Below are 21047 nucleotides of genomic sequence, written 5' to 3' on the forward strand. Positions count from 1 at the left end.
CCGTTTAGAGGAAGTTCAAGGGGTTGTCCCTCAGAAACGCCTCCAGGGGAACGCCCTCTGGGCCTACCAGGAGGCCTTTAGCCCCAAAGGTGCGGGTGAAGGCTTCCAGGCCCTGGGTTCTTTTTGAGGGGGCGCTTTTGACCTCGAGGGCCAGGAGGCGCTTTCCCTTTTGAAGGACAAAGTCCACTTCCTGGTCCCTTTCCCGCCAGTAGTACACCTCAAAGCCCCCCTGGTGCGCGTGGGCCAGAAGGTGGGCGCCCACGGCGGTTTCTACGAGCCGCCCCATGAGGGCGGCGTCCTCCCACACCTCCTCTGGGGAGAGCCCCAGGACGGCCGTGATGAGTCCCGTGTTAAGGGCCAGGAGCTTTGGGCTCGAGGCCCGGCGCCGGATGGGCTCGGCGGCGTACTTTTGCAGGGCACCGAGAAGGCCCGCCCCTTCCAAGAGCTCCAGGTAATAGGCCAAGGTCACCGTGTTCCCAGCGTCCTGGAGTTGCCCCAGCATCTTTGTGTAGGAGAGCACCTGGCCGCTGTAGAGGAGGCCAAGCTCCAAGACCCTTCGGAGGAGGGCGGGTTTCTCCACCCGGGTGTGGAGCAGGATATCGCGTCCCAGGGTGGTTTCTAAAAGGGCGTCTTTGATGTAGCGAGCGAACCTCTCGGGCTCTTCCCGCAGGGGGGCCGCGCCCGGGTAACCCCCGAAGTAGAGGTACTCGGGGAGGGTGTACCCGAAGGCTCGCTCCATCTCGTAAAAGCTCCAGTGAGGGAGGTGAAGGACCTCAAAGCGGCCGGCGAGGCTTTCGGAAAGGCCCTTTTGCAGAAGCAGGGGAGAGGAGCCCAGGAGGACCACCTTTAGGGGAAGGCCCCGTAGGGTGTCCTCGTCCCAGAGGCGCTTGAGGGTTTCCGACCAGCCCAGCACCTTCTGGGCTTCGTCCAAGACCAGGAGGGCTTCCCCCGCCTGCGCCAGGCGGCGGGCTAGGGTCCACTGGGTTTCCAGCCAGGGGGCTTCCTTGAGGGTGGGTTCGTCGGCGGAGGCGTAGTGGTAGGGGAGACCGCAGGTCTGGGCCACCTGCAGGGCAAGGGTGGTCTTGCCCACCTGCCTGGGGCCCAGCACCACCTGGAGGAGGTGGCGGGGCGCCTGGAGCCGCCTTAGGAGCTCCTGGGCCTGGGGACGGGTGAAGGAGATTTTGCTCAACATACTGAGCATTTTTACTCAGCACATTGAGTAAATCAAGAGGCGGGCCCTGGGTAAGAGCACCCGGCGGAGGGTTCGTCCCACCCGCCCCACGGGCCCTGGTATAGTGGCCGCCATGAGGCGCTACTTCGGCACCGACGGGGTGCGGGGGGAGGCAGGGAAGCCCCCTCTTACCCCGGAGTTTGTCCTAAAGCTCGGCCAGGCGGCGGGGGCCTACTTCCTTGCCCAGGAAAAAAGGCCCGTGGTCCTCCTCGCCAAGGACACCCGGGAGTCCTCGGACCTCCTGGAGGCCGCCCTGGCGGCGGGGCTTATGAGCCAGGGGGTGCGGGTGGAGCACCTCGGGGTCCTCCCCACCCCGGGGGTCGCCCACCTCACCAAGGCCCTCAAGGCCACGGCGGGGGCGGTGATCTCGGCGAGCCACAACCCCTACCAGGACAACGGCATCAAGTTCTTCGGGCCCACGGGGGAGAAGCTCCCCGACGGGGCCGAGGAGGAGATTGAGCGCCTTCTCCTGGAAGACCACCCCACCCGGGGGATCGGCACCGTGGGGGACTTCCGGGAGGCGGAGAGGATGTACCTGGACTTCCTCCTCGCCCACGCCCCGGACCTCACGGGGCTCAAGGTGGGCCTGGACCTCGCCCACGGGGCCACCTACCGCATCGGGCCCAAGCTCTTCCAGAAGGCGGGGGCCGAGGTCATGGCCTTCTTCAACACCCCGGACGGCCGGAACATCAACCGGGGCTGCGGCTCCACCCACCCCGAGGCCTTGAGCCGCTTCGTGGTGGAGCTCGGGCTGGACCTGGGAATCGCCTTTGACGGGGACGGGGACCGGGTGCAGTTCATAGACCGCAAGGGGCGCCTCTTCCACGGGGACCACGTCCTCTACCTCGCCGCCTTGGCCTTTGGGGAGAAAGGCGTGGTGGGGACGGTGATGAGCAACATGGCCCTGGAGGTGGCCCTCAAGGAAAGGGGCCTCGCCTTCCACCGGGCGGCGGTGGGCGACCGGTACGTCCTGGAGAAGCTCAAGGAGACGGGCCTGGCCCTGGGAGGGGAGCCCTCGGGGCACGTGATCTTCCTCCGCCACCACACCACGGGGGACGGCCTCCTCACCGCCCTCCTCACCCTGAAGGCCCTGAAGGCCCTGGGCGGGGACCTCGCCGACTGGTACGAGGCGCTTCCCCTCTACCCCCAGGTGCTCCTCAACGTGCGGGTTTCCGACAAGGCCAAGGTGATGGCGGACCCGAGGCTTGGGGAGGCCGTCCGCGAGGCCGAGGCCCGGCTAGGGGGGAGGGGCCGGGTGAACGTCCGCCCCTCGGGCACGGAGCCCGTGGTCCGGGTCATGGTGGAGGCGGAGGAGGGGGCGGAGGAGGTGGCGCGGGAGCTCGCCGAGCGCGTCCGGGCCCTCTCCCAAGAGGCCCAGGCGGTATGATGGACCCCGATGGCGGAACCCCTCGGCCACTACCAGGAGCAGCGGGTAGGGGTGTTCGTGGACACCCAGAACCTCTACCACTCGGCCCGGGACTACTACGAGCGCAACGTCAACTTTGAGAGCCTCCTGCGCTTCGCCGTGGGGGGAAGACGTCTGGTGCGGGCCACCGCCTACGTGGTGGAGAAGGAGGGGGACACCTCCGCCTGGCCCTTCATCTACAAGCTTTCCACCATCGGGTACAAGGTCCGCCGGATGTACCTCACGGTGAAGGAGACGGGGGAAGGCGGGCGGCCCATCTACTCCGGCAACTGGGACATGGGCATCGCCGCCGACATGGTCCGGCTCATGCCCTACCTGGACGTGGTGGTCCTGGGGAGCGGGGACGGGGACTTCGTGGAGATCCTCGAGGTCCTGATGGAGCGGGGCATCCGGGTGGAGGTGATCGCCTTCCGGGAGACCACGGCCCAGCGGCTCATTGACGCCGTGGACCGCTTCACCCACCTCCCCGAGATCCCCGGGGCCTTCATGGAACCCAAAAACGCTGAGCGCTAGCCGTGGAAGGCCTGGAAGCCTACGACTACCACCTCCCTCCCGAGCAGATCGCCCAGGAAGGGGTGGAGCCCAGGGACATGGCCCGGCTGATGGTGGTCTACAGGGAAGGCCCCTTCCGGGTGGCGCACAAGCGGGTGCGGGACCTGCCCGAGTTCCTGCGCCCCGGGGACGTCCTGGTCTTCAACGAGAGCAAGGTGATCCCGGCGAGGCTTCTCGCCAGGAAGCCCACGGGGGGAAAGGTGGAGATCCTCCTGGTGCGGGAGCGCTCCCCCGGGCTTTGGGAAGCCCTCCTGGGCCCCGCGAGGAAGGCGCCCCCCGGAACCCGGCTCCTCCTCCTCTCCCCCAAGGACCTGGCCCCGGTCCCGGGCCTTCAGGCGGAGGTGGTGGCGGTGGAGGAGGACGGGGTGCGCCTCCTCCGCTTCCAAGGCGACCTCGTGGCCCACCTGGAGGAGGTGGGGGAGGTTCCCCTTCCCCCCTACATCAAGGCCAAGATCCCCATGGAGCGCTACCAGACGGTCTACGCCAGGCGCCCGGGGTCCGTGGCCGCCCCCACCGCCGGCCTCCACTTCACCCCGGAGCTTCTGGAAAGACTTCGTGAAATGGGGGTGGAGCTTCGCTTCCTCACCCTGCACGTGGGCCCCGGCACCTTCCGCCCGGTGAAGGGGGACCCCGAGAAGCACGAGATGCACGCCGAACCCTACGCCATCCCCGAGGAGGTGGCGGAGGCCGTGAACCGGGCCAAGGCGGAGGGGCGGCGGGTCGTCGCCGTGGGCACCACGGTGGTCCGGGCCCTGGAGAGCGCCTACCGGGAAGGGGTCGGGGTGGTGGCGGGCGAGGGGGAGACGCGGCTCTTCATCCGCCCCCCCTACACCTTCAAGGTGGTTGACGCCCTCTTCACCAACTTCCACCTGCCCCGCTCCACCCTCCTCATGCTGGTGGCGGCCTTCTTGGGGAGGGAGCGGACCCTCGAGGCCTACCGCCTGGCCGTGGCCGAGGGCTACCGCTTCTACTCCCTGGGGGACGCCATGCTCATCCTGTAGAGCGCGAGGGCCAGGGCCTCCATCTCCTCCCGCAGGTGGAGGGCCCTAAGCCAGCGCCCGGGGATCGCCCCAAGGCCGTAGTAGGCCCCGGCGAGCTGGCCGTAGACCGCCCCCACGGTGTCCGCGTCCCCCCCCAGGTTCACGGCGAGGCGCATCCCCTCCTCAAAGTCCCGCCCCCGGGCGAAGGCCCAAAGGGCCGCGGCCAGGGTCCCGGGGGCGTAGCCCGGCCCCTCCTCCGGCGCCTCCCAAAACCCTCCTTCCACCACCCGCCTTAGGGCGGGGTGGAGGTCGGCCCCCCGGAAGGGCTCAAGGGCGAGGAGGGCCTCCTTGGGTGCCCCCCTCAGGGCCTCCCGGAGGAGCCAGGCGAGGACCTCGGTGGCCTCGAGGGCCTCCCTCGCCCCGTGGGTGGTCCGGGCGGCGCGCCGGGCCAGGGAAAGAAGGTCAGGGTGGTTCTCGTAGGCGAGGACGAGGGGAGCGAGGCGCATCAAGGGCCCGTTTCCCGCCCCCGCCTCGTCCCCCGCATAGGGGTCGCCCGTGGCGGCGTAGCGCTCCAGGGCCCTCCTGGTGGCGTGGCCGAGGCCAAAACAGACCCCGGTGGCGCTCCTGTACCCCTCCCGGTACCAGCGCAGGTAGCGGTCCATCTGGTCCTTGGGGTCAAACCCCCGCTGCAAGAGGCTTTCCGCCAGGCAGAGGGCCTGGCTCGTGTCGTCGGTCCAGAACCCGGGGGGAAGGCGGTGGGGCCCCCCGCCCTTCATCTCCCGGACCTCCGGAAAGGTGCCCTTGGGCAGGCCCTCCACCTGGGCCCCGAGGGCGTCCCCCACGGCGAGGCCCAAGAAGGCCCCGAGGCGCCGGTCCTGCCTCTCCTTTAGGCCCTTCACCCAGGCCCCGGCCTCCTCAGGCCCCAAGAGGGTGGGCCGGCGTTCCGGGGAAAACCAGGCGAGGAGGCGGGCGGCCTCCTTAGGGTCCAGGCCCTCGGGGCTTTGGGCCAGGAGGAGCTTGTGGTCCCCGTCGGCCAGGGCCACCATGCCCAGCAAAAGGCCCTCCGCCTCCTCTCCCGGGGAGAGGGGCGGCCCCAGGTAGACCGCGTCCACCTCCTCCCCGTCCGCCGGGTTGAGGAGCCCTTCCACGAGGCCGTAGTTCACGGGGGCGGGGCGGTCTTGGCCCACGAAGCGAAGCCCTCCCCCCTCCCAGGCGTAGCGGTAGGGGCTTCCCCGGCTCCACTCCACGCGCATCCGAAGCCTCATGCTCGCACTTCCCCTTTCGCTCCACCGGCCTAGGGAAACCAGAAAGCCTTTCCGGGGCCCCCATGCCGGCTTGCGCCGGCATGGGGTGGGGTCATACCGCCTCCAAAAGCAGGCGGGCCACGGAGAGGTAGATGAGGAGGCCCGTGACGTCCGAGAGGGTGGCCACGAGGGGGTTGGACACCAAGGCCGGGTCCACGCCCAAGCGCCTCAGGAGGAAGGGGAGCATGGCCCCCACCAGGTTGGCGAAGAAGACGATGAGGACCAAGGACACGCCCACCACGGGGAGGAGGAGGGGGTGGCCGTCCCAGTAGACCTTGCCCACGAGGAGAAAGCTCAAGGTGAGGCCGAGGAGGAGGCCCACCCCCATCTCCTTGAGGAAGACCCGCCGCCAGTCCCTGAGGTCCAGGTCGCGGGTGGCGAGGGCGCGGATGATAAGGGTGGCCGACTGGTTGCCGGTGTTCCCCCCGGTGCCGAGGAGGACGGGGACGTAGAAGGCCAAGGCGGTGACGGCCTCGAGGACGCTCTCAAACCCCTGGAGGATGGAGCTCGTAACCATCCCCGTGAGGATCAGGATCACGAGCCACCTCACCCGGGCAAGCCACAGGGCCACGGGGCCCGCCTCGCTGTAGACGAGGTCGGGCACGTCCACGGCGCCGAGCTTGTGGATGTCCTCCGTGGCCTCGGCCTCCAGCACGTCCAGGACGTCGTCCACGGTGACGATCCCCACCAGGCGGCCCTCCTCGTCCACCACCGGCAGCACGGTGAAGTCGTAGTCGGCCATGAGGCGGGCCACCTCCTCCTGGTCCGTGTCCGTGCGCACGTAGACCACCTTGGGGTTCATGATCTCCGCCACCCGCGTCCTGGGGTCGGCCACGATGAGGTCCCGCAAGGAGAGCACCCCCTTGAGGCGGCCCTTTTCGTCCACCACGTAGATGTAGTAGATGGTCTCGGCGTCGGGGGCCGCCCGGCGCAGGAAGCGGAGGACCTCCTCCACGGTCATCCCCTCCCGCACGGCCACGTACTCCGGGGTCATGAGGCCGCCCGCCTCGTCCTCCTCGTACCTGGCCAGGGCCTCCACCTCGGCCCGCGTCCTCGGGTCCAGGAGGTCCTTGAGGCGCTGGAAGTAGGCGGGGTCCTCCTTCCTCACCGCCTGAAGGGCGTCGGCGAGGTCGTCCAAGGAGAGCTCCTCCAGGATCTCCCTCAGGCGCCAGGGGGGGAGGGTCTTCAGGTACTCCGCCTGCTCCTCCGGGGAGAGGTGGGAGAGGACCTCGGCGGCCTTGGCCTTGGGGAGGAGGGTGAGGACCACGTAGCGGTGCTCCCCCTTAAGCTCATCCCAGAGGGCGAGGAGGTCCTGGGGGTGGATCTCCTCCAAGACCTCCCGGAGGGCCCGGGTGTCCCCTTCCTGCAAGGCTTCTTGGAGGGAAACGGCCAACTTTTCCTCCACAGGCGGCCTCCTTTCCCGCCGAAGGCCGCCCGGGGGCGGCCCTCAGCGCTCGGGACTCGAGGGCAAGGGCCCTTCGCGCATACCTGCCCTAAGGTAGGGCACGGGAAGCCCCCCTGTCAAGGCGGGCCTCCAGGAAGCGCTCCAACAGGAAGAGGGCCAGGGCGAGGCCCACGAGGAAGGGCCTCAAGGGAAGGGCCTCCTTCCCCGAGGAGGCCTCCCCTGGGCCCGCGAGGAGCCGGCCTCCCGAGGCCTCGGCCAGGGCCCTCAGGACCTCGCGCCCGTCCCGCGGGCTCCACTCCCCCGGGAGGGGAAGGGCGAGGGGGAGGCGGAGCCCCCTGTCCAAAAGCACCCCCTCCCCTTCCACCCGGGCCTCAAAGCGGAGGGGCCCGGTGGGGACCATGGGCCGCCTCGTCCCTCCCGAGAGGATCTCGGGCGCCTCCAGGGGACCCAAGGCCACCACCCTCACCCCCTCCCCCTCCGGGTAGGCGTAGAGGGCGAGGGCCCGCCTCGCCCCGATGAGCCAGCGGAAAAGCCCCCCGAGGAAGGCCGAGGCCTCGGGGAAGTCCCGCCAGGAGCGGGAGAGGTCCGTGGCCAAGGCCGCGACCCTCCCCTCCCCCCGCTCCCCGATGGCGAGGACGGCCCGCTCGCCGCTTGTGAGGAGGACCTGGGCCCAAGGCTCGGCCCTCGCGGGGAGGAGGACGGAAAGGGGCGGGAAGCGGAAGCCCTCGGTCAGGGCGTGGGGCCTGGCCTCCACGGGGAACCTTCCCTCCAGGGCCTCCCCCCGGAAGACCTCCTGCCCCTCCCGCAGGAAGAGGCGGGGAAGCTCCCTGGGAGAGGGGGCCTGGTAGAAACGTCCCCCGCCCCTCCGGGCGAGCTCCTTCAGGAAGGGGGCGTCGGCGTCGGGGCCCAGGGCGAGGGCGCTCACTTCCACCCCGGAGGTCTGGGCCAGGTCCAGGATAGGTTCCTTGGCGTCGGCGATGAGGCCGTCGGTGAGGACCAGGACCGCCTTCCGCTCCCCCGGTACCCCCTGGAGGAGGCGGACCGCCTCCCGGAAGGCCCCCCCGAGGACCGTCCCCCCCCCCGCCCTTAAGGAGAGGAGGAGGCTTTCCGCCTCCTTCTTGGCCTGGGCGGTCATGGGCCTCGGGGGAAAGAGAACCCGGTGGCCCGAGGAGAAGACCACCACCCCCAGGCGGTCCTCGGGGGCGGCGCTTTCCACCAGGGCCAAGGCCCCGGCCACCGCCATGGAGAGCTTCTCTCCCGCCATGCTCCCCGAGACATCCAGGACGAGGACCAAGGCCGCCCCCTCCCGGCCTAAGGGCTTCAGGGGAAGCTCCTCGGGCAAAGCCCTATCCCAGCCCCCGAAGAAGAGGCCCTTCGGGGTGGCGGTGAAGAGGAGGCCGCCCCCCCGGCGGAGGAAGGCCTTAAGGGCCTCGGGCGCCCCCTCGGGGAGGTCCAAAACCCCCGTGCCCACGACCACCAGGTCCGCCTCCAGGGGAAGCGTAAAGCCCTCCTCCACCTGGAAGCCCTGGGCCTCGAGGTAGCGGGCCGCGGCCGGGTCGCCCAGCACCACGGCCTTCGCCCGGTCGGCGGGGGCCACCTCCACCTCCGCCTCGCTCCGCCCCCAAGGGCCTTCCGCCACCGCCCGGACCGCCGCCTTCTCCGTGAGGGGAAAGGTATAGACGAGGGCCTTCCTCCCCTCCACCCTCAACGCCCTCTCCAGGACCCCCCCAGGGCCTTCCACCCGGACTCTCGCCTCCGCGGGCACGGGGGCTTCCAGCACCACCCCCACCCCCACGGTCTCCCCGTAGAGGGGGTAGGCCGGGGGGACAAGGCGCACCGCCACGTAAGGCCTTGGAGGGACGTAAAGGGCGTCCAGGGGAAAGGGCGGAGGGATGGGCTCCAAAAGCCCGTCGGAGACCAAAACCGCCCGGCTTGGCCGGTGGCGGAGCGCCTCCTTGTAGGCCTCCCGGAGGTCCGTCCCCTCCCCAAGGTCCAGCCTTCGCGCCGTGGGCGAGGGCAGGGTGGCGGCCCGCTCGGCGAAGGCCACGTAGACCCCGTCCTTGGGAAGCCTCGCGGCCAGGGCGAAGACGGCCTCCCGGGCCGAGGGGGAGAAGTCCAGGAGGTAGACCACCCGCCCCTCAAGGGGCCACCTGGGGTCCAGGAAGGCGAGGAGGAGCAGGAGGAGGACCAGGACCCTGAGGGGGAGCATGCCCCTATGCTACCCTCCTCCTCCCGGAGACCTTTCGCCGGGGCCTCCACGCCCGCGCAAGGCGGCCTCAATCCATCCAGTGCCCGAGCTTCTCCTTCTTGGCCTGGAGGTAGCGCTCGTTGTGGGGGTTGTCCCCGGCCCTCAAGGGGATGCGCTCCACGATCTCTATGCCGAAGCCGGAGAGGGCCCGGACCTTGCGCGGGTTGTTGGTGAGGAGGCGCATCTTCCGCACCCCGAGGTCGTAGAGGATCTGGGCCCCCACGCCGTAGTCCCGGAGGTCCGGGGGAAACCCCAGGGCCAGGTTGGCCTCCACCGTGTCCAGCCCTTGGTCCTGGAGGTGGTAGGCCTTGATCTTGTTCACGAGGCCGATCCCCCGCCCCTCCTGCCTCAGGTAGACCAAGACCCCCTTCCCCTCCTCGGCGATCCGCTGTAGGGCCAGGTCCCTCTGGAAGCCGCAGTCGCACCGCAGGGAGTGGAGGGCGTCCCCGGTGAGGCACTCGGAGTGCATGCGCACGAGGACGGGCTCCTCCGGCGCCCAGCTTCCCATGACCAAGGCGGCGTGCTCCTCCCCCGTGAGGGTGTCGCGGTAGCCCAGGATGCGGAACTCCCCAAAGCGGGTGGGAAGGAGGGCCTCCGCCTCCCGCCGCACGTAGAGGTCCCCCTTCTCCAGGCGGTAGCGGATGAGGTCGGCGATGGTGCCCACCTTGAGGCCGTGCCTCCTAGCGAAGGCCAGGAGGTCGGGCAGGCGGGCCATGGTGCCGTCCTCCTTGAGGATCTCAATGAGGCTGCCCACCGGGGTGAGGCCGGCGAGGCGCAACAGGTCCACCGTGGCCTCCGTGTGCCCGGCGCGGCGCAAGACCCCCCCGGGCCTCGCCACCAGGGGAAAGACGTGCCCCGGGCGGCGGAAGTCCTGGGCCGTGGCCTCGGGGTCGGCGAGGAGCCGGATGGTGGCCGCCCGCTCAAAGGCGCTGATCCCCGTGGTCGTCCCCCGGGCGTCCACGCTCACGGTGAAGCGGGTGCCCTGGGGGTCCTGGTTCCTCTCCACCATGAGGGGGAGGTCCAGGGCCTTGGCCCTCTCCTCCGTGAGGGCCACGCAGAGGAGGCCCCGGCACTCCTTGAGCATGAAGTTCACCCACTCCGGGGTCACGTGCTCCGCCGCCATGATCAGGTCGCCCTCGTTCTCCCGGTCCTCGTCGTCCACCAAGATCACGGGGCGGCCCGCCTTGAGCTCCTCCAGAAGTTCCTTGACGCTGGCGATCCCTTCCATCACGCTCTCCCCAAAAGCCGCGCCACGTAACGGGCGATGAGGTCCACCTCGAGGTTCACCCCGTCCCCCACCCGAAGCCTCCCCAGGTTGGTCACCTCGAGGGTGTGGGGGATGAGGGTGACCCAGAAGGCCTCCCCCGTAAGCCCCGCCACCGTGAGGGAGACCCCGTTTAGGGCCACGCTCCCCTTCTCGGCGATGTAGGGGGCGAGCGCCTTGGGGGGGAGGAAGTAGAAGTCCTTGGCCCCTGGGGCCTCGCGGACCTCCCAAAGCCTCGCCACCCCGTCCACGTGCCCGGTGACGAAGTGCCCCCCAAGCCTGTCCCCCACCTTCAGGGCCCGCTCCAGGTTGGGCCTGTGCCCCACCCGCCAGGTGGGGGCGGTGCGGCGCAGGGTCTCCTGGGCGAGCTCCACCCAAAACCCCCCCTCCTCCACCGCCACCGCCGTGAGGCAGGCCCCGTCCACGGCCACGGAGTCCCCCACCTTGAGGTCCTCCAGCACCTTCCGGGCACCTATGTAGACCCGGAGGAAGGGCCCTTCCTCCACCTTCAGGATCTCCCCCGTTTCCTCCACGAGTCCCGTGAACATCTATCCCTCCGGGTAGGCCTCGAGCCAGAGGTTCTCCCCCAGCCACTCCCTGCGGGCAAGGCGAAGGCGGAGGGCCTCCGCCACCCGCTCCACCCTAAAGCCCTCGGCAAGCCCCCTCCCCTCCCCCAGGATCCGGGGGGCGAGGAAGAGGGCGAGCTTGTCCACCAGGCCCCTTTCCAGAAAGGCCCCGGCAAGCCTCGGCCCCCCCTCCAGGAGCACCCCGTCCACCCCCTCCTCCAGGAGGAAGGCGAGGGCCCTTTCCGGGTCCACCCGCCCCCCTTCCCGGGGGAGGGCCACCACCCGGGCCCCCGCCTCCTCCAGGGCCGAAACCCGCGCCCCTGGGGCCCCCTCCCCCACGAAGACCAGAACCCGGGCGGGCTCGCCCCTGGGGCCCTTCCGGAAGAGGCGGGCCGTGGGGGGCGTCCTCGCCTCGGTGTCCAGGACCACCTTGAGGGGGTCGCGGAGGGGCGGGGGCTCCACCATGAGGGGAAAGGGGCGGAAGTCGGGTTCCCGCACGGTGAGGGCGGGGTCGTCCTTTAGGACAGTCCCCACCCCCACCATCACGGCGGGAAGCCACTGCCGGTAGGCGTGGGCCACGCGGCGGCTCGCCTCCGAGGAGATCCAGCGGGCGTCCCCCGAAGGGGCGGCCACCTTCCCGTCCAGGGTGAGGGCCGCCTTGAGGAGGACGAAGGGAAGGCCCTTTTTCTGCACGGCGAAGAAGACCTCGTTCTGGGCCCGGGCCTCGGCCTCCAAAAGGCCCGCCTCCACCTGGACCCCCCCCGCCCGCAGGCGCTCAAGCCCCCCCTTGGCCACGGGGTTTTCCTCCCGGGCCGCCACCACCACCCGGGAAACCCCCGCCTGGAGGAGGGCCAGGGAGCAGGGCGGGGTGCGCCCGAAGTGGTCGCAGGGCTCGAGGGTCACGTAGGCCGTGGCCCCCCGGGCGAGCTCCCCCGCCTGCTGGAGGGCGAAGACCTCGGCGTGGGGCTCTCCCGCCCGGGGGTGAAACCCCTCGCCCACGATCCGGCCTTCCCTTACCAGGACCGCCCCCACCAGGGGGTTCGGGCTCGTGTGGCCCCGGGCCCTTTCGGCAAGCTGCAGGGCCCTTCGCAGAAAGCGCTCGTCCAGGTCGCGCAAGTGGCCCTCCTTCTCCCATCCGGACTTTCACCGTCGGCCCCGGAATTCCACCGGGTCGGGCCCCTTTGGGGGCTTCGCGGGCTTTCACCGCCGGTGGGGACTTCCACCCCGCCCCGAAGGAGGTGCCGAAGCACCTGGCCTTAGCATACCACCCGCCGGGAGCCCAAGCCCCCAGGGAGGCCCCGGCAGAGGGGTTCCGCGGAAACCCAAAGGGGTCAGCGGGCGGCCAGGGAGGCCAGGAACTCCTTGTTGTTCTTGGTGCGGGCGAGCCGGGCGAGGAGCATCTCCATGGCCTCCGCGGGGTCCATGTCCGCCAGGACCTTGCGCAGGAGCCACATCTTGTGGGTGACCTCCTCGCCGAGGAGCAACTCCTCCCGCCTCGTGCCGGACTTGAGGATGTCGATGGCGGGGAAGATGCGCCGCTCCTCCAGGCGGCGGGAGAGGTGGAGCTCCATGTTGCCCGTCCCCTTGAACTCCTCAAAGATCACGTCGTCCATGCGGCTGCCCGTCTCCACGAGGGCGGTGGCGAGGATGGTGAGGCTCCCGCCCCCACGGATGTTCCGGGCCGCCCCCAGGAAGCGCTTGGGGAAGTAGAGGGCGGCGGAGTCCAGACCGCCCGAGAGGGTGCGCCCCGTGGGCGGGGTCACCAGGTTGTTCGCCCGGGCCAGGCGGGTGATGGAGTCCAGGAGGATCATCACGTGCCCGCCCTCCTCCACGATGCGCTTGGCCCTCTCGTGGACGAACTCGGCCACGCGGATGTGGTTCTGGGGAGGCTCGTCAAAGGTGCTGGCGATGACCTCGGCGCCTTGGACGCTCTCCCGGAAGTCCGTGACCTCCTCGGGGCGCTCGTCAATGAGGAGGACGATGACCTTGATGTCGGGCTCGTTCTTGAGGACGGCGTTGGCGATCTTCTTGAGGAGGGTGGTCTTCCCCGCCTTGGGAGGGGCCACGATGAGGCCGCGCTGGCCCCGGCCGATGGGGGCGAGGAGGTCAATGACCCGGGTGGAGAGCTCGTCCGGGGTGGTCTCCAACCGGATCTGCCGGTCGGGGAACTGGGGGGTGAGCTCGTCAAAGCGGGGGCGGTTCTTGGCGGCCTCGGGGTCCAGGTTGTTCACCGCCTCCACCTTGAGGAGGGTGGCGTAGCGCTCGTTCTCCCGGGGCGGCCTGGCCTGGCCCACCACGTAGTCCCCGGCCCTCAGGGCGTACTGCTTGATGAGCCCCGCCGAGACGATGGCCACCCGGGACTCCAGGTTGTGGAGGTTCTCGGTGAGGAAGCCGTACCCGTCCTGGCTGATCTCCAGGTAGCCCTTGACCAGCCTCAGCCCCTCTCCCTGGGTCTGCCGCTCCAGGAGGGCCATGATGAGCTGGTCCTTCTTCATGCGCTTGTAGCCTTCAATGCCCGCCTCCTGGGCCAGGAGGTGGAGCTCGGGCAGGATCTTGCTGGCGAGCTCCTGGTAGGTGAGGGGAGTTTCCTGAAGGGTTTCCTTCCTTCTCATGGCTTAACCTTCTCCCAATCCTCCAAGAAGCGCTTAAGGCCGATGTCCGTGAGGGGGTGCTTTAGGAGCTGCTTGAAAACGGCGTGGGGCATGGTGGCGATGTCCGCCCCCAGAAGGGCGGCCTCGGTGACGTGCCGGGGGTGGCGGATGGAGGCGGCGATGACCTTGACGGGAAGGTCCTGGACCTGGATCATCTCCACGATCTCCCGAAGAAGCTCCCCCCCGTCCCAGGAGATGTCGTCCACCCGCCCCAGGAAGGGGCTCACGTAGCTGGCCCCGGCCCGGGCGGCGAGGAGGGCCTGGTTGGCGGAGAAGATGAGGGTCATGTTGACCTTGATCCCCTCGGCGGAAAGCCGTTTGCAGGCCTTGAGGCCCTCCTCGGTGGTGGGGAGCTTGACCACGATATTGGGGTGGATGGCGGCAAGCCGCCTGCCCTCCGCCACCATGGCCTCGGCCTCGAGGGCCGTCACCTCCGCCGAAACCGGGCCGCCCACCGTCTCGCAGATCGCCCGTAGGTGGGCGGCGAAGGCCTCCTCGGTCAGGGCCTCCCCCTTGGCGGCGAAGGCCTTGGCCACCAAGGTGGGGTTGGTGGTCACCCCGGAGAGCACCCCCCAAGCGGCGATCTCCCGTATCTCCTCCAAGCTCGCGGTGTCCAAGTAAAGCTCCATGGCTGGCTCCTTGTGGCGTGGGATGGTTTCGGCTTGGCCTCAGTCTAGCAGGCCCGGGGTGGGCGTTGTCAAGCCAGGGCATGGGCTGCTAGCATGGGCTTAGCCGCCGACGGGGGATTTTACCCCAGGAAGCGGGCGGTGTAAAGGCGAGGATGGGGAGAGTACCCCTGCCCAAGAGCCCCAAGCGAGCCGGGGAGGGTGAAAGCCCGGCGGTGAGGGCAGGCGGGAAGATCGCCCCGGAGCCGCGGGAGGAAAGGGGCCCAAGGCCCCGAGTAATGCCCGCCGGGTGGCGCCCGTGATCGCGCCCCAACGAGGGCCTGGGGGCTTCCCCAGGAAGCGCGGTGGTACCGCGGAAGCCTTTCGTGGCTTTCGTCCGCGCCTTCGGGCGCGGGCGTTTTGCTAGGAGGTGGGAGATGTTCAAGGAGGTCGGCGAGCCCAACTTTCCCAAGCTGGAAGAGGAGGTCTTGGCCTTCTGGAAGCGGGAAAAGATCTTCCAAAAGAGCGTGGAAAACCGCAAAGGCGGTCCCCGCTACACCGTCTACGAGGGCCCTCCCACCGCCAACGGCCTCCCCCACGTGGGCCACGCCCAGGCCCGGAGCTACAAGGACCTCTTCCCCCGCTACAAGACCATGCGGGGCTACTACGCGCCCCGGAGGGCAGGCTGGGACACCCACGGGCTTCCCGTGGAGCTGGAGGTGGAGAAGAAGCTCGGCCTCAAGAGCAAGCGGGAGATTGAGGCCTACGGCATTGAGCGCTTCAACCAAGCCTGCCGCGAGTCCGTCTTCACCTACGAGAAGGAGTGGGAGGCCTTTACCGAGCGCATCGCCTACTGGGTGGACCTGGAGAACGCCTACGCCACCTTGGAACCCACCTATATTGAGAGCATCTGGTGGAGCCTGAAGAACCTCTTTGACCGGGGCCTCCTCTACCGGGACCACAAGGTGGTGCCCTACTGCCCCCGCTGCGGCACCCCCCTCTCCTCCCACGAGGTCGCCCTGGGGTACAAGGAGATCCAAGACCCCTCGGTCTACGTCCGCTTCCCCTTGAAGGAGCCGAAGAAGCTTGGCCTAGAGAAGGCGAGCCTCCTCATCTGGACCACCACCCCCTGGACCCTGCCCGGGAACGTGGCCGCAGCAGTCCACCCGGAGTACACCTACGCCGCCTTCCAGGTGGGAGACGAGGCCCTGATCCTGGAGGAGGGGCTGGGGAGGAAGCTTTTGGGCGAGGGAACCCCGGTCCTCAAAACCTTCCCGGGCAAGGCCCTGGAAGGCCTCCCCTACACCCCCCCCTACCCCCAGGCCTTGGAGAAGGGCTACTTCGTGGTCCTCGCCGACTACGTGAGTCAAGAGGACGGGACGGGCATCGTCCACCAGGCCCCCGCCTTCGGCGCCGAGGACCTGGAGACGGCGAGGGTCTACGGGCTTCCCCTCCTGAAGACCGTGGACGAGGAGGGGAAGCTCCTCGTGGAGCCGTTTAAGGGCCTCTACTTCCGCGAGGCCAACCGGGCGATCCTAAGGGACCTGAGGGGGCGGGGCCTCCTCTTCAAGGAGGAAAGCTACCTCCACAGCTACCCCCACTGCTGGCGGTGCTCCACCCCCCTCATGTACTACGCCACGGAGAGCTGGTTCATCAAAAACACCCTCTTCAAGGACGAGCTCATCCGCAAGAACCAGGAGATCCACTGGGTGCCCCCCCACATCAAGGAGGGCCGCTACGGGGAGTGGCTCAAGAACCTCGTGGACTGGGCCTTAAGCCGCAACCGCTACTGGGGGACACCCCTCCCCATCTGGGTCTGCCAGGCGTGCGGCAAGGAGGAGGCCATCGGGAGCTTCCAGGAGCTCAAGGCGAGGGCCACGAAGCCCCTCCCCGAGCCCTTTGACCCCCACCGCCCCTACGTGGACCAGGTGGAGCTCGCCTGTGCCTGCGGCGGGACCATGCGCCGCGTCCCCTACGTCATTGACGTCTGGTACGACTCCGGGGCCATGCCCTTCGCCTCCTTGCACTACCCCTTTGAGCACGAAGAGGTGTTCCGGGAGAGCTTCCCCGCGGACTTCATCGCCGAGGGGATTGACCAGACCCGGGGCTGGTTCAACTCCCTCCACCAGCTCGGGGTGATGCTCTTCGGCTCCATCGCCTTCAAGAACGTGATCTGCCACGGCCTCATCCTGGACGAAAAGGGGCAGAAGATGTCCAAGTCCAAGGGGAACGTGGTGGACCCCTGGGACATCATCCGGGAGTTCGGGGCGGACGCCCTCAGGTGGTACATCTACGTCTCCGCGCCTCCCGAGGCCGACCGGCGCTTCGGGCCCAACCTGGTTCGGGAAACGGTGCGGGACTACTTCCTCACCCTCTGGAACGTCTACAGCTTCTTCGTGACCTACGCCAACCTGGACCGGCCCGACCTCAAGAACCCCCCTCCCCCCGAGAAGCGGCCCGAGATGGACCGCTGGCTCCTCGCCCGCATGCAGGACCTCATCCAGAGGGTGACGGAGGCCCTCGAGGCCTACGACCCCACCACGAGCGCCCGCGCCCTGAGGGACTTCGTGGTGGAGGACCTCTCCCAGTGGTACGTCCGCAGGAACCGGCGCCGCTTCTGGAAGAACGAGGACGCCCTGGACCGGGAGGCGGCCTACGCCACCCTCTACGAGGCCCTCGTCCTGGTGGCCACCCTCGCCGCCCCCTTCACCCCCTTCCTCGCCGAGGTCCTGTGGCAGAACCTGGTGCGGAGCGTCCGGCCCGAGGCCAAGGAGAGCGTCCACCTCGCCGACTGGCCCGAGGCCGACCCGGCCCTGGCCGACGAGGCCCTGGTGGCCCAGATGCGGGCGGTGCTCAAGGTGGTGGACCTGGCCCGGGCGGCCCGGGCGAAAAGCGGGGTCAAGACCCGCACCCCCCTTCCCCTCCTCCTCGTCACCGCCCCCACCGCCTTGGAGCGGGAGGGGTTAAAGCGCTTCGCCCACGAGATCGCCGAGGAGCTCAACGTCAAGGAGGTCCGGGTCCTGGAACCCGGGGAGGAGATCCTCTCCTACAGGGTCCTGCCCAACCTCAAGCTCCTGGGGAGGAAGTACGGCAAGCTCGTCCCCAAAATCCGGGAGGCCCTGCAAAGGGAAAGGGAGCGCGCCGCCGCCTTGGCGCTTAAGGGCGAGGCCATCCCCCTGGAGGTGGAGGGCGAGGCCCTCACCCTCCTCCCGGAGGAGGTCCTCCTCGAGGCCGAGGCCCCCAAGGGCTACCAGGCCCTGGAGAAGGACGGGTACGTGGCCGCCCTCAAGGTGGAGGTCACGGAAGCCCTCCGCATGGAGGGCCTCGCCCGCGACCTCATCCGCCTCCTGCAGCAGGCCCGCAAAGACATGGGCCTCAAGGTCTCGGACCGGATCCGGGTGGGCTACGAGGCGGAGGGCCCCTACCTCGAGGCCCTGAAGCGGCACGGGCCCTGGATCGCCGAGGAGGTGCTGGCCACCGCCTTCGGGGAAGGCCTCTTCGGCGGGTTTGAGGCCCGGGTGGAGGACGAGGAGGGCAAGGCGGTCTTCCACCTGGCCCGGGCGGAGTGAACCCACCCCACGCGGGCTTGCGCCAGCGTGGGGACCCCGCAAAGGCCTCCCTAGGCTTTACCGGGGGGAGGAGCCTTGGGTATAGTGCCCCCGTGCTGCCGAAGGACCTCCTAGAGCCCCTCGGGCTTGACGCCCTCCTCGTCACCCGGCCGGAGAACGTCCGCTACCTTTCGGGCTTCCCCCACCCCGAGGACGCCCAGGTCCTGGTCACGGGGGAAGGGGCCTTCCTCCTCACCGACCCCCGCTACCCGGAGGCCGAAAGGGAAAGCCGCATCCCCGCCAAGGTCCTCAAGCGGGAAGAGCGGGAGGCCCTCCTCAAGACCCTGAAGGGCCGGGTGGGCTTTGAGGCCGAGCACCTCCCCTACGCCGCCCTGGAGCGCCTGAGGGAGCTCGTCCCCGCCGAGTGGGTGCCCACCAAGGGGGTGGTGGAAAAGCTCCGGCTCCGCAAAACCCCGGAGGAGGTGGAAAGGATCCGCAAGGCCCAGGCCCTGGCGGAGGAGGCCCTGGCCCACGTCCTCCCCCTCCTCAGGCCCGGGGTGGAGGAGCGGGAGATCGCCCTGGAGGTGGAGTTCTTCCTCAAAAGGCGGGGGGCCGAAGGGGCGGCCTTCCCCCCCATCGTGGCCTCCGGGGAGCGGGGGGCCCTGCCCCACGCGCGGGCCTCGGAGAAGCGCCTAAAGGCAGGGGAGCTCGTCACCCTGGACCTCGGGGCGCGGCTTGAGGGGTACCACTCGGACATGACCCGCACCTTCGCCCTCGGCAGGCCCAAGGAGGAGCTCCGCCGGGCCTACAAGGCGGTGGAGGAGGCCCTGGAGGCGGCCCTCGCCGCCTTGGCCCCCGGGAAGACGGGCAAGGAGGTGGACGCGGTGGCCCGAAAAGCGCTGGAGGCCCACGGGCTGGACCGCTACTTCGTCCACTCCCTGGGCCACGGGGTGGGCCTCGCCGTTCACGAGGGGCCGAGCCTCTCCCCCTACGGCGAGGAGGTCCTGGAGCCCGGCATGGTGGTGACGGTGGAGCCCGGGGTCTACCTGCCGGGGCTTGGGGGCGTGCGGCTTGAGGAGCTCGTCCTCCTCACCGAAAGCGGCGTGGAGCTCCTCTCCCGCTTTCCCCGGGACTTTCAGGAGCTCTAATGCAAAGCCCGTAAGATGGGGGCGTGTACGCCATCCGCGAGGGGCTAAAGCAGGTTTTCCGCCACCCCACGGCAAGCCTCGCCACCTTCTTCACCGCCCTGGTCTCCTTCACCCTGCTCTACTTCCTGGGGCTCCTCCTCTGGAACCTGGAGCGGGTGGTCCAGACCATGGAGCGGGAGCTGGAGGTGGCCGCCTTCCTCGGCCCCAAGGCGGACGTGGAAGGCCTTCTCGCCGAGATCCAAAAGTGGCCCGAGGTGGCCTCCGCCCGGCTCCAGACCAAGGAGGAGGCCCTGGCCCAGCTGGTCCTGGACTACCCCTACCTGGCGGAGGCCAAGGACCTGGTGGAAAACCCCCTGCCCGACACCCTGCGCCTGCGGCTTAGGGAACCCGAGGCGGTGCGGCGGGTGGCGGAGCGCCTCGCCCGCCTCCCCGGGGTGGAAGGGGTGGAGTACGGGGGAGAGATCACGGAAAGGCTCGTCCAGCTCCTCCAGGGCAGCCGCGTGGCCATGCTGGTCCTCGTGGGGCTTCTCCTCCTCAACACCTTCTTCAGCGTCATGGGCTCCATCCGCCTCTCGGTGGAGAGCCGGCGGGAGGCCCTGGGCATCATGCTCCTCGTGGGCGCCACCCGGCGGTTCATCCAGGCCCCCTTCGTCGTGGAGGGAACGTTCCTCACCTTGGGAGCGGGGCTTCTCGCCGTGGCCGTGGGGGCCTTCCTCTACCGGGCCCTGGCCCAGGCGGTCCAGACCCTCCTGCCCTTCGTCCCCGTCCTCTCCCCCGAGGACCTGGGGCGGACGGCGGGCCTCGTCCTCCTCCTGGCCCTCGTCCTGGGCGCAGGCGGGGCTTTCGCCGCAAGCCGGGCCCACCTGCGGGAGGTGTGAGGTGGGCCGCCTCCTCCTCCTTGTCCTCCTCCTCCTTGCCCCCGCCTGGAGCCAGGACCTCGCGGCCCAGGAAAAGCGCGTCCAGGATCTGGAGGCCCAGGCCGCCCGGGCCCGGGCCCTGGAGGAGGAGGCGGCGAAGCGCATCCAGGCGCTGAACCAGGAGCTTGCCCAGATCTCCCAGAGGCTCAAGAACCTCCTCGGGGAAAAGGCGGCCCTGGAAAAGGAGATCGCCCGCCTCGAGGCCGAAAGGCGGCGGCTCAAGCAAGAGACGGCCCGCCTTAAGGAGGAGGTGCGGCAAACGGAGGCCAGGATCGCCAAGCTGGAGAAAGACCTCGAGGCCTTGCGGGAAAGGCTCCAGGCCCTCATGGTGAGCCTGCACCGGGAGCGGGCAGGCCGCTACCTTCCCTTGCTTAGGGCCGAGTCCTTCACCGACCTCGCCGTCCGGGCCCGCTGGGTGGGGTACATCTCCCGCCAGGACACCGCCTTGGTGAAGACCCTCCAGGCCACCCTGAAGGCCCTTAGGGAGGAGAAGGCGAGGCTGGAGCTTCTGGTCCAGTCCCTCACGGCCAAGGAGGCGGAGCTTGCCGAGACGCAGCGGGCGCTGGAAGCGAAGCGGCGGGGGCTTGAAGCGGTCCTCGCCGAGCTCAGGCGGGAGGAGGCGGGCAAGAAGGCCCTCCTCCGGGACGCCCTCGAGGAGCGGGCCCAGCTCCAAAGCCGCCTGGCCGAGCTGCAAAAGCGGCTCCTGGAGGAACGGCAGCGCCTAAAGGCCCTCCAGGAGGAGGCCGAGAGGCGGCGCCGGGAAGAGGAGGCCCGCCGGGCCGCCCAGGCCAGCGTGGTGGTCCCGCCGCCCCCTCTTCCGGCCACGGTGGGCCGCCTCGCCTTCCCCGTCCCTGGGGGACGGATCGCCGTCCCCTACGGGAAGGAAGGCCCCTTCCAGGTGATCGCCGCCCCCGCCCCGGGAAGCCCGGTCCAGGCGGCCGCCGACGGGTACGTGGCCGGGGTCTTGTACCTCCCCAACCTGGGCTACACGGTGATGCTGGTCCATACGGAAGAGCTGGCCACCGTCTACACCAACCTGCAGGCCCCTTTGGTGCAGGAAGGGGACCGGGTGCGCCAGGGCCAGGTGATCGGCTACCTGGGCGGGGGCCTCCTCATCCAGCCCAACGAGCTGGAGTTCCGCGTGGCCCTCCGCACCGGGGACGCCACCCGCTTCGTGGACCCGAGCGCCTACTACTGAGGCC

The 21047-nt window shown here is 69.6% G+C and carries 16 protein-coding genes and 1 riboswitch; of the genes, 7 read left to right on the forward strand and 9 right to left on the reverse strand.

Annotation, left to right across the window (positions count from 1 at the left end):
• Positions 1–4: 4 nt before the first annotated feature.
• Positions 5–1192: an ATP-binding protein gene (locus tag TTH_RS05370; protein ID WP_024118841.1), complete on the reverse strand. Its 1188-nt coding sequence runs from the start codon at positions 1190–1192 to the stop codon at positions 5–7.
• A 112-nt stretch (positions 1193–1304) separates the two neighbouring features.
• Here TTH_RS05370 and glmM point away from each other — a divergent pair, with 112 nt between their 5' ends.
• The 3 genes from glmM to queA are packed head-to-tail and all read left to right on the forward strand — an operon-like array spanning position 1305 to position 4210.
• Positions 1305–2618, forward strand: coding sequence for a phosphoglucosamine mutase (gene glmM, locus TTH_RS05375; RefSeq protein ID WP_011228407.1), 1314 nt, complete (start codon positions 1305–1307; stop codon positions 2616–2618).
• A 9-nt stretch (positions 2619–2627) separates the two neighbouring features.
• On the forward strand, positions 2628–3170 hold the full coding sequence (locus tag TTH_RS05380; RefSeq protein ID WP_011228408.1) for a LabA-like NYN domain-containing protein: 543 nt from the start codon (positions 2628–2630) through the stop codon (positions 3168–3170).
• A gap of 2 nt (positions 3171–3172) precedes the next feature.
• On the forward strand, positions 3173–4210 hold the full coding sequence (queA, locus tag TTH_RS05385) for a tRNA preQ1(34) S-adenosylmethionine ribosyltransferase-isomerase QueA (RefSeq protein ID WP_011173135.1): 1038 nt from the start codon (positions 3173–3175) through the stop codon (positions 4208–4210).
• Here queA and TTH_RS05390 read toward each other — a convergent pair.
• The 8 genes from TTH_RS05390 to fsa form a co-directional block, all read right to left on the reverse strand.
• A complete protein-coding gene (locus tag TTH_RS05390; protein WP_224065208.1) occupies positions 4177–5442 on the reverse strand; it encodes an ADP-ribosylglycohydrolase family protein in 1266 nt (421 codons plus the stop codon). The two genes, queA and TTH_RS05390, sit on opposite strands and share 34 nt — an antisense overlap.
• A 103-nt stretch (positions 5443–5545) precedes the next feature.
• Positions 5546–6898, reverse strand: a complete 1353-nt coding sequence (gene mgtE, locus TTH_RS05395) for a magnesium transporter (protein ID WP_011228410.1) — start codon at positions 6896–6898, stop codon at positions 5546–5548.
• An 88-nt stretch (positions 6899–6986) separates the two neighbouring features.
• Positions 6987–9107, reverse strand: a complete 2121-nt coding sequence (locus TTH_RS05400) for a vWA domain-containing protein (RefSeq protein WP_011228411.1) — start codon at positions 9105–9107, stop codon at positions 6987–6989.
• Between the two features lie 67 nt (positions 9108–9174).
• Positions 9175–10374: a bifunctional 3,4-dihydroxy-2-butanone-4-phosphate synthase/GTP cyclohydrolase II gene (locus TTH_RS05405; protein WP_011228412.1), complete on the reverse strand. Its 1200-nt coding sequence runs from the start codon at positions 10372–10374 to the stop codon at positions 9175–9177.
• Positions 10374–10958 carry a riboflavin synthase gene (locus TTH_RS05410; RefSeq protein ID WP_011228413.1) on the reverse strand — a complete coding sequence of 195 codons (585 nt, stop codon included), beginning with the start codon at positions 10956–10958 and terminating at the stop codon, positions 10374–10376. Before TTH_RS05410 ends, TTH_RS05405 begins: the two co-directional genes overlap by 1 nt.
• The gene (gene ribD / locus TTH_RS05415; RefSeq protein WP_011228414.1) at positions 10959–12092 is read right to left on the reverse strand and encodes a bifunctional diaminohydroxyphosphoribosylaminopyrimidine deaminase/5-amino-6-(5-phosphoribosylamino)uracil reductase RibD; all 1134 of its coding nucleotides are present in this window, start codon (positions 12090–12092) and stop codon (positions 10959–10961) included. It lies immediately after the preceding gene.
• Positions 12093–12095: 3 nt separating this feature from the next.
• Positions 12096–12217, reverse strand: a riboswitch (FMN riboswitch).
• Between the two features lie 90 nt (positions 12218–12307).
• Positions 12308–13588: a transcription termination factor Rho gene (gene rho / locus TTH_RS05420; RefSeq protein WP_011173142.1), complete on the reverse strand. Its 1281-nt coding sequence runs from the start codon at positions 13586–13588 to the stop codon at positions 12308–12310.
• The gene (fsa, locus tag TTH_RS05425; RefSeq protein ID WP_011228415.1) at positions 13585–14256 is read right to left on the reverse strand and encodes a fructose-6-phosphate aldolase; all 672 of its coding nucleotides are present in this window, start codon (positions 14254–14256) and stop codon (positions 13585–13587) included. Before fsa ends, rho begins: the two co-directional genes overlap by 4 nt.
• A gap of 413 nt (positions 14257–14669) precedes the next feature.
• Here fsa and ileS point away from each other — a divergent pair, with 413 nt between their 5' ends.
• From ileS to TTH_RS05445, 4 genes are all read left to right on the forward strand, one after another.
• Positions 14670–17801: an isoleucine--tRNA ligase gene (gene ileS / locus TTH_RS05430; protein WP_011228416.1), complete on the forward strand. Its 3132-nt coding sequence runs from the start codon at positions 14670–14672 to the stop codon at positions 17799–17801.
• Between the two features lie 92 nt (positions 17802–17893).
• Complete coding sequence (locus TTH_RS05435; protein ID WP_011228417.1) at positions 17894–18928, forward strand: M24 family metallopeptidase; 1035 nt, start codon at positions 17894–17896, stop codon at positions 18926–18928.
• Positions 18929–18951: 23 nt separating this feature from the next.
• Positions 18952–19806 (forward strand): cell division protein FtsX, encoded by an 855-nt coding sequence (locus TTH_RS05440; RefSeq protein ID WP_011228418.1) that lies wholly within the window; start codon positions 18952–18954, stop codon positions 19804–19806.
• 1 nt (position 19807) lies between these two features.
• Complete coding sequence (locus TTH_RS05445; protein ID WP_011228419.1) at positions 19808–21043, forward strand: murein hydrolase activator EnvC family protein; 1236 nt, start codon at positions 19808–19810, stop codon at positions 21041–21043.
• Positions 21044–21047: the final 4 nt, after the last annotated feature.

It is taken from the genome of Thermus thermophilus HB8 (genome assembly GCF_000091545.1).
Taxonomy (GTDB): Bacteria; Deinococcota; Deinococci; order Deinococcales; family Thermaceae; genus Thermus; species Thermus thermophilus.

Excerpts from the sequence above, each read along its gene's own strand:
- fsa (WP_011228415.1), bottom strand. The coding sequence starts at position 14,256 with ATGGAGCTTTACTTGGACACCGCGAGCTTGGAGGAGATACGGGAGATC.
- TTH_RS05405 (WP_011228412.1), bottom strand. The coding sequence starts at position 10,374 with ATGGAAGGGATCGCCAGCGTCAAGGAACTTCTGGAGGAGCTCAAGGCG.
- ileS (WP_011228416.1), top strand. The coding sequence starts at position 14,670 with ATGTTCAAGGAGGTCGGCGAGCCCAACTTTCCCAAGCTGGAAGAGGAG.
- TTH_RS05370 (WP_024118841.1), bottom strand. The coding sequence starts at position 1,192 with ATGTTGAGCAAAATCTCCTTCACCCGTCCCCAGGCCCAGGAGCTCCTA.
- TTH_RS05380 (WP_011228408.1), top strand. The coding sequence starts at position 2,628 with ATGGCGGAACCCCTCGGCCACTACCAGGAGCAGCGGGTAGGGGTGTTC.
- rho (WP_011173142.1), bottom strand. The coding sequence starts at position 13,588 with ATGAGAAGGAAGGAAACCCTTCAGGAAACTCCCCTCACCTACCAGGAG.
- TTH_RS05410 (WP_011228413.1), bottom strand. The coding sequence starts at position 10,958 with ATGTTCACGGGACTCGTGGAGGAAACGGGGGAGATCCTGAAGGTGGAG.
- TTH_RS05390 (WP_224065208.1), bottom strand. The coding sequence starts at position 5,442 with ATGCGCGTGGAGTGGAGCCGGGGAAGCCCCTACCGCTACGCCTGGGAG.
- TTH_RS05400 (WP_011228411.1), bottom strand. The coding sequence starts at position 9,107 with ATGCTCCCCCTCAGGGTCCTGGTCCTCCTCCTGCTCCTCCTCGCCTTC.
- glmM (WP_011228407.1), top strand. The coding sequence starts at position 1,305 with ATGAGGCGCTACTTCGGCACCGACGGGGTGCGGGGGGAGGCAGGGAAG.